We start from the raw sequence: 6,218 nt of genomic DNA, 5'->3' as shown, positions 1-6,218 counted from the left end.
CAGCTCCTGAATCAGCGTGGCGCAGAGCATGCCGATGCCCCCCGCCACGTTGAAACTTGCGAAGTGCGATACATTCATGAGAACGCCATACCCATCGAGCCAGTGGCGTCCAGCGCCGAGATAATGAGCATGGTAAGGGATGCGTCGGCAAGCGCAAGCGGCGGTTCGCCGCAGCCCCTAGACGAGAATGTCCGAGGGCCCGCGAATCTCCGTCTCGATCCGTGTGCCTGTCTCGCGCTCCTCGTTGGAGAACCCGTCGAATTCGACCAGGTTGCCGAAGTCGAGCCCGGCCAGCTCCCCGATCCGGGCCACGCTGCGCTGGTAGGTCCTGTACTGCCCGAACATGAAGCCGAGCCCTTCGAGCTCCTCGGCCTGCTCGATCATGTAAGCCGTGGCAGAGGGTTGACCATCCGCCATGAAGGCCACCACCTTCCAGTACGCCTCGGGGATTCTCACGCCCCGGTAGCGGCGGTCGTCGTCCCGAAACACGGGGCCGGTGAAAACCGTGATTCGCTGCTCGTCGGCGCGGGCGTTCTCCAGCAGATAATCTTCCAGTCCCAGCCAGGTCTGCTGGTTGAAACCCGCCATCTGCGGCGTGCAGTTGGTGAAGTGGAAGGTGTCGGCGTTGGCCTGCTCGGCCTCCGGCCCCCAATTGGCCGAAGTGCGGCGAACCAGATGCCCCCGGTCCAGCGGGTTGCGCGCGTAGAGCGATTCGCCGACCTGAAGCGATTCGTCGATTCGGGGATCGAAACGCCAGTTGTCGTTGTGTCTGGGTACACTTTCGAGCCGGCTGCCATCGAGATTGAGGGCGGTGAAGATCGCCAACCTGCGGGAGCGCGACATCACCACCGAGAAGTGCGTGTAGTCGAGCCGGCCGTCGTCACGTCCGGGCACCGGCGTCACGTCCTCCGCACGCGCCCCGACGGGCTCCGGCGGTGGCACCACGAGGTCGCCCAGAAACGCGGTGTCGTATCCTTGTCGGTCACTCAGCGACTCGGTAGCGACGGCGCTCACCGACGGCGCCGCCAGCGTCGATCTGTCGGTGCCAGGGGCAGCGAGGCGACGCAGGTCGCGCAGGCCGGGACGGCGAAATTCCTTGTGAGGCATGGGACTTCGATCTCCAGGGTTCGATGGTGGGCGACCGTCAGCCTGCCAAGCGTCCTGAGCGCCTGACAGGCCGACGACTCACTTCCAGAAGTTGCTCTTCACCAAGTCGACGACATCGCTCATGCGGCCGTCGAGCACGGCCTTGCCCGAGTAGAGTGCGGTGGAGGTGACCTGCCCCGGCTCGACCTTGGGCGGCATCACCAGCTCCATGCGATTGACCTTGACGTCGAGAATCGCCGGCCCCGGGTGGGACAGCCACTCGGCAATGGCGTGCTTGAGTTCGTGCTCGCGCTCGACACGTCGTCCCCACAGGCCGATCGACTGCGCCAGCAGTCCGAAATCCGGATTGTCGAGATCGGTGTAGCTGTCCAGCAGGCCGTCGACCTTCTGCTCCAGTTCGACGAAGCCCAGTGAACTGTTGTTGAAGACGACGATCTTGAGCGGGATCTGCTCCTGTTTCAGCGTCAGCAGATCGCCCATCAGCATGGTCATGCCGCCGTCACCGCACATGGCGATGACCTGACGCCCGGGGAACGCCTTCTGTATGCCGATCGCCTGGGGATAGGCATTGGCCATGGTGCCGTGGACCAGGCTGGAGAGCGTGCGCCGTTTTCCATTGGTGCGGATATGACGCAGCATCCACACCATCGGGCTGCCGCCATCGGCGGTGAAGAACGCATCGTCTCGGGCGGCTTCGTTCAGCGCCAGCGTCAGCTCCTGCGGGTGAATCAGCGCGTCGTCCCCGGACTCGTGGGCGTCATGCTCCAACGCCTTGCGATAGCTCTTGCGGCACCGGTCCAGCCACGCCGTGTCGTGCTGCTCGTCGACGATCTGGGCCAGTGCGGCGCAGGTGTCGCGCACGCTGCCGAGCAGCCCGATATCGACCGGATGACGCTTGCCGATCTGCTGCGGGTCGATATCGACCTGGATGATCGTTGCCTTGTCGGGATAGAACTGCGTCCAGGCGAAGTTGCAGCCGAGCAGCAGCAAGGTGTCGCAGTCGGCGACGGCATGGTAGCCGCCAGCCAGGCCGAACACCCCGGTCATGCCGACTTCGAAGGGATTGTCGGGTTCGATGAAGTCCTTGGCCCGCGAGGTCCACGCCACCGGCGCATTGAGCTTGGCCGCCAGCACCATCACCTCGTTGCGGGCGTGCTCGCAGCCGGCCCCCGCGAAGATGGATATCTTGCCGCCGGCGTTGAGCGCCTTGATCGCCGGCACCAGTTCCTCGGCGTTGGGCCGGGTGATCGGGTCGAAACGGTGCGCCCGGTAGGGCAGGTCCTGGCTCGGCTTCTGGGTGAACAGGTCGCCGTGCACGACCAGTACCGCGACGCCGTTTTCGGCCAACGCCGCCTGCGCCGCCAGCGCCGTCATCCTGCGCGCCTGATCGGGGTTGATGATCGTCTCGCAGAAGACGCTGTACTGTGCGTAGATCGGCTTGGGATCGACATCCTGGGGGAAGCCGATGCCAGTATCGGCGGTGCCGACATGGGAGGCGATCAGCACCACCGGGGAACCGCTGCGATGCGCCTCGAACAGACCGTTGACGAAGTGCAGCGTGCCCGGCCCGCAGGTACCGGCGCACAGCGCCAGCTCCCGGGTCATGTAGGCCTCGCCGCCCGCGGCGAAACCGCCGACTTCCTCGTGGCGGACATGAACCCATTCGAGATCGCTGCGGCGGATGGCGTCGGTGAAGTGGTTGATGGTGTCCCCCACCACGCCGTAGCAACGTTTCGCGCCGGCACTGGAGAGGGTTTCGACGATGATTTCGGCGACGTTCTGGCTCATGGAGCGACTCCTTTCGCGGGCGGGGGATCGCCTCGAGGCCCGATAGAGGGCCTCGGCGACGCCGCCGGGACAAGGCCCGATGGACTGGGCGGTGAAAAGACAAACGGATTAGTAGTGGCGCATCTTGCGCCCCCTGTTCAAGCGTAGTCCGCCATCGCCGATTCGTCCGACGCATCGAACAGGCATCGTTCGGATGACCAAAGTCGTAGCAGTCTTCTTTTGGAACATGACCTATTACTGAACAACCGGACGAAGGGCGGAATCCTCGGGGGGTGAAGGTCATGCTGGGAAGCCGTATTCGAGTCAGCGCGTTTCGCTGGGTGCCCGATTTCGCCCGCGGCAAGGTTCGCGACCTGCGGGTCCGCTGGGCCCTGGAGGAAGCCGGCCTGCCCTACGAGACCGAGGCCATCGACTTCGTCGAGAAACGGAGCGCGACCTATCTGTGTCGGCAACCCTTCGGGCAGGTGCCTGTGATCGAAGTGGATGGCGAAGCCATGTTCGAGTCAGGCGCCATCGTGCTCAAGATCGCGGAACAGTACGAACCGTTACTCTCTCGAGTTCCGCGCCGGCGGGATCAGACCCTCCGCTGGTTGTTCGCCGGCCTGAACGGCGTCGAACCCCCGATCATGGCGCTGGCCGAACTGGATTTTTTTGTCGAGGACGAGACGGTCAGGGCACGTCATCGTGAGTTCGTGCTGGGCAATGTCGTCGATCGACTCGACGACCTGGCGCGCGTCCTGGGCGAACGGACCTATCTGGTCGAAGAATTCAGCGTCGCCGACCTGATGATGACCACTGTGCTGCGCATTCTCGATCATACCGAACTGCTCGTGGAGCGCCCTGCTCTCGACGCCTACGTGAGGCGATGCAGCGAACGACCGGCCTTCGGTCGCGCCCTGCGGGCTCAACTGCGCGTATTCGACGAGAATGCGCCCGTTTCCGGCTGACGACACCAGGATATCGAGAGATCTGGCGCTACGGCCGAGCGCTCACGACGGGGCGGGCCAGGCGGCGAGGCGAGCGATGGCCGGCCAAAAAACACGTGGAGGGAAAGAGATGCACTATGTACAGGGGTTCGTGGTACCCGTGGACCGTGACAAACGCGATGCGTATCACGCACTGGCCGAGAAAGCCGCGACCTTCTTTCTCGAGCAGGGCGCCATACGCATCGTCGAGGCCTGGGGCGAGGACGTGCCGGACGGCAAGGTCACCGATTTCAAGCGCTCCGTTGCCGCCCAGGCGGATGAGCAGATCGTTTTTTCATGGATCGAGTGGCCCGATAAATCCACCTGCGAGACCGCCGCGCAACGCATGCAGGGCGACGAGCGTTTCAAGATGCCCGCCGACTTGCCCTTCGACGGCAAACGCATGATCTGGGCCGGGTTCACGCCATTTCTCGATCGGTATCGGGACGATAGCGCGACCTAAGCCATCTCCGCCGGATCGGGTACGCGGGGGAACCGCGGCGGATGCGCCTGCATGTAGGCGTGGCAGGCGCGCAGCACGCGCACGTCGTCGTGCTTGCCACCGGCGAGCTGAAAGCCGACCGGCAGGCCGGATTCGGTGAAACCGCAGGGCACGGAGGCCGCCGGCTGCTGGCTCAGGTTGAACGGGTAGGAGAACGGCGCCCACTCCTCCCAGTCGCGCATGCCGCTGCCCGGCGGCACTTCATGCCCCACTGCAAACGGCTCGATGGGTACCGTCGGCGTCATCAGTAGATGGTATCGCTGGTTGAAGCGCTCCAGGCCCTCGGTGAAATTGGCCCGGCGACCCAGCGCCTGGAACAGGTCGAGCGCGCTCCACTGCTGGGCGGTCCGGGCATTGTCGACCAGTCCGGGGTCCAGCTGCTCACGCTCCCGCTCGCTGCACTGCGACCAGAAATCCAGCGAGGCGGTGAACCAGAGCTTCTGGAAGATATCGATCGGCGACTCGAAGCCAGGATGCACCTCCTCGACTTCCGCCCCCAGCTGTTCCAGATTGCGGGCCGCCTCGCGAACGCGGGCCGCGATCTGCTCATCGACCTCGGCGTAGCCCAGCGTCGGCGAATAGGCGATACGCAGCCCGCGCAGATCCTGGTCCATGTCCGCGCCCCAGTCGTTCGGCTGGCCACGGGTGGCGTAGGGGTCGCGATAGTCATAGCGACCGATGACGTTGAGCATGCGCACGGCGTCTTCGACGCTACGCGTCAGCGGACCGATATGAGACAGCGAGGGTTCGGTGGCTGGCGGCCACTGCGGCGTCCATCCGTAGGTTGGCTTGAACCCGAACACACCGGTGAAGGCGGCGGGGATCCGTATCGAGCCGCCGGAGTCTCCGCCCTGGTGCAGCACTCCCATGTTGAGCGCGGCCGCGGCCGCCGCCCCACCCGAGGAACCACCCGGGGTCAGGCGCGTGTCCCAGGGATTGCAGGTGGCACCGAAAACCCGGTTGTCGGTGACCGCCTTCCAGCCGAATTCCGGCGTATTGGTCTTGCCGAGAATTACGGCGCCCGCTTCCCGGAGCATGCGCGCCGGCGGACAGTCCTCGTCGCACGACGCCGCCGACGAGGTCAACGAACCGCCGCGGGCCGGCATGCCGGCCACTTCGGCCAGATCCTTCATCGATACCGGAATGCCGTCGATGGCGCTCAGCGGCTTGCCCTGCCCCCAGCGTCTGGCCGATGCCTTGGCGGCCTTCTCCGCACCCTCGTGATCGACATGGACATAAGCGTTCACCGCGTCGTTGAACCGCTCGATCCGATCGAGCGAGGCCCGGGTGGCCTCCAGCGGCGAGGCCTCGCCGGACCGGTACAACCGCTCGAGCTTTCCGGCGTCCATGGTGCCGAGATCTGTCCCTGGCTCTGTCCCGTTCACAATCGCTCCACGTCCTGTGGTGTATGAAATGTGCCTCGTTCAAGGCTAGTCGGCGATTGCGACGGAGCGCAATGTCGCTGGGCAGCGCATCGTCGGGATCCGTCGCTCGGTCAGAAGTCGTGTTCCGCCTCGGCCGGTGACGTCGCATGGGCGTTGATGCGCTGGAGATGCAAGCGGCGAGCCAGGCGAATGACCGGCCGAATCAGCATCTCGATACTGCCGATCAGGAACAGCCAGGTGCCGTAGTAGGTGAGTGATTCATAGAAAAAGAAGAAGCTGCCGATGACGAACCAGATCCCGATGAGAATATCGTTGACGATGCTCAGCACTTCGTAACGCTGACGGATGACGAGTTCGTCGCGGCCGAAATGCAACGTCAACCGCTGGTTGCCCTCAGCGGACCGGTTGGCCCGCCTCGCGTCGGGCCCCCGCCTCTTGGCGTTGGCATCGTCTACCTCCGAACGGGCATCG

6 protein-coding genes are annotated in these 6,218 nt (G+C 64.7%); 2 read left to right on the top strand and 4 right to left on the bottom strand.

What is annotated here, in order from left to right:
- Window positions 1-177 precede the first annotated feature (177 nt).
- Both AC3AYF_RS17075 and AC3AYF_RS17070 read right to left on the bottom strand, forming a co-directional pair.
- On the bottom strand, window positions 178-1,107 hold the full coding sequence (locus AC3AYF_RS17075; RefSeq protein ID WP_295036011.1) for a DNA/RNA non-specific endonuclease: 930 nt from the start codon (window positions 1,105-1,107) through the stop codon (window positions 178-180).
- Between the two features lie 78 nt (window positions 1,108-1,185).
- On the bottom strand, window positions 1,186-2,895 hold the full coding sequence (locus AC3AYF_RS17070; protein ID WP_295036010.1) for a thiamine pyrophosphate-dependent enzyme: 1,710 nt from the start codon (window positions 2,893-2,895) through the stop codon (window positions 1,186-1,188).
- 281 nt (window positions 2,896-3,176) lie between these two features.
- On the opposite strand from AC3AYF_RS17070, the gene AC3AYF_RS17065 reads away from it, so the two are divergent.
- Together AC3AYF_RS17065 and AC3AYF_RS17060 are read left to right on the top strand one after the other, a co-directional pair.
- Window positions 3,177-3,842 carry a glutathione S-transferase family protein gene (locus tag AC3AYF_RS17065; RefSeq protein WP_487780067.1) on the top strand — a complete coding sequence of 222 codons (666 nt, stop codon included), beginning with the start codon at window positions 3,177-3,179 and terminating at the stop codon, window positions 3,840-3,842.
- Window positions 3,843-3,951: 109 nt separating this feature from the next.
- A complete protein-coding gene (locus AC3AYF_RS17060; RefSeq protein ID WP_487780066.1) occupies window positions 3,952-4,323 on the top strand; it encodes a DUF1428 domain-containing protein in 372 nt (123 codons plus the stop codon).
- Here AC3AYF_RS17060 and AC3AYF_RS17055 read toward each other — a convergent pair.
- Both AC3AYF_RS17055 and AC3AYF_RS17050 read right to left on the bottom strand, forming a co-directional pair.
- Window positions 4,320-5,747, bottom strand: a complete 1,428-nt coding sequence (locus AC3AYF_RS17055) for an amidase (RefSeq protein ID WP_295036007.1) — start codon at window positions 5,745-5,747, stop codon at window positions 4,320-4,322. The two genes, AC3AYF_RS17060 and AC3AYF_RS17055, sit on opposite strands and share 4 nt — an antisense overlap.
- 110 nt (window positions 5,748-5,857) lie before the next feature.
- The coding region (locus AC3AYF_RS17050; RefSeq protein WP_487780065.1) for a YrhK family protein at window positions 5,858-6,218 on the bottom strand (361 nt) is incomplete at its 5' end.

The organism is Salinicola sp. (assembly GCF_982684285.1).
Note: the sequence above shows the minus strand (reverse complement) of the source record. Positions and strands in the feature narration are given on the sequence as shown.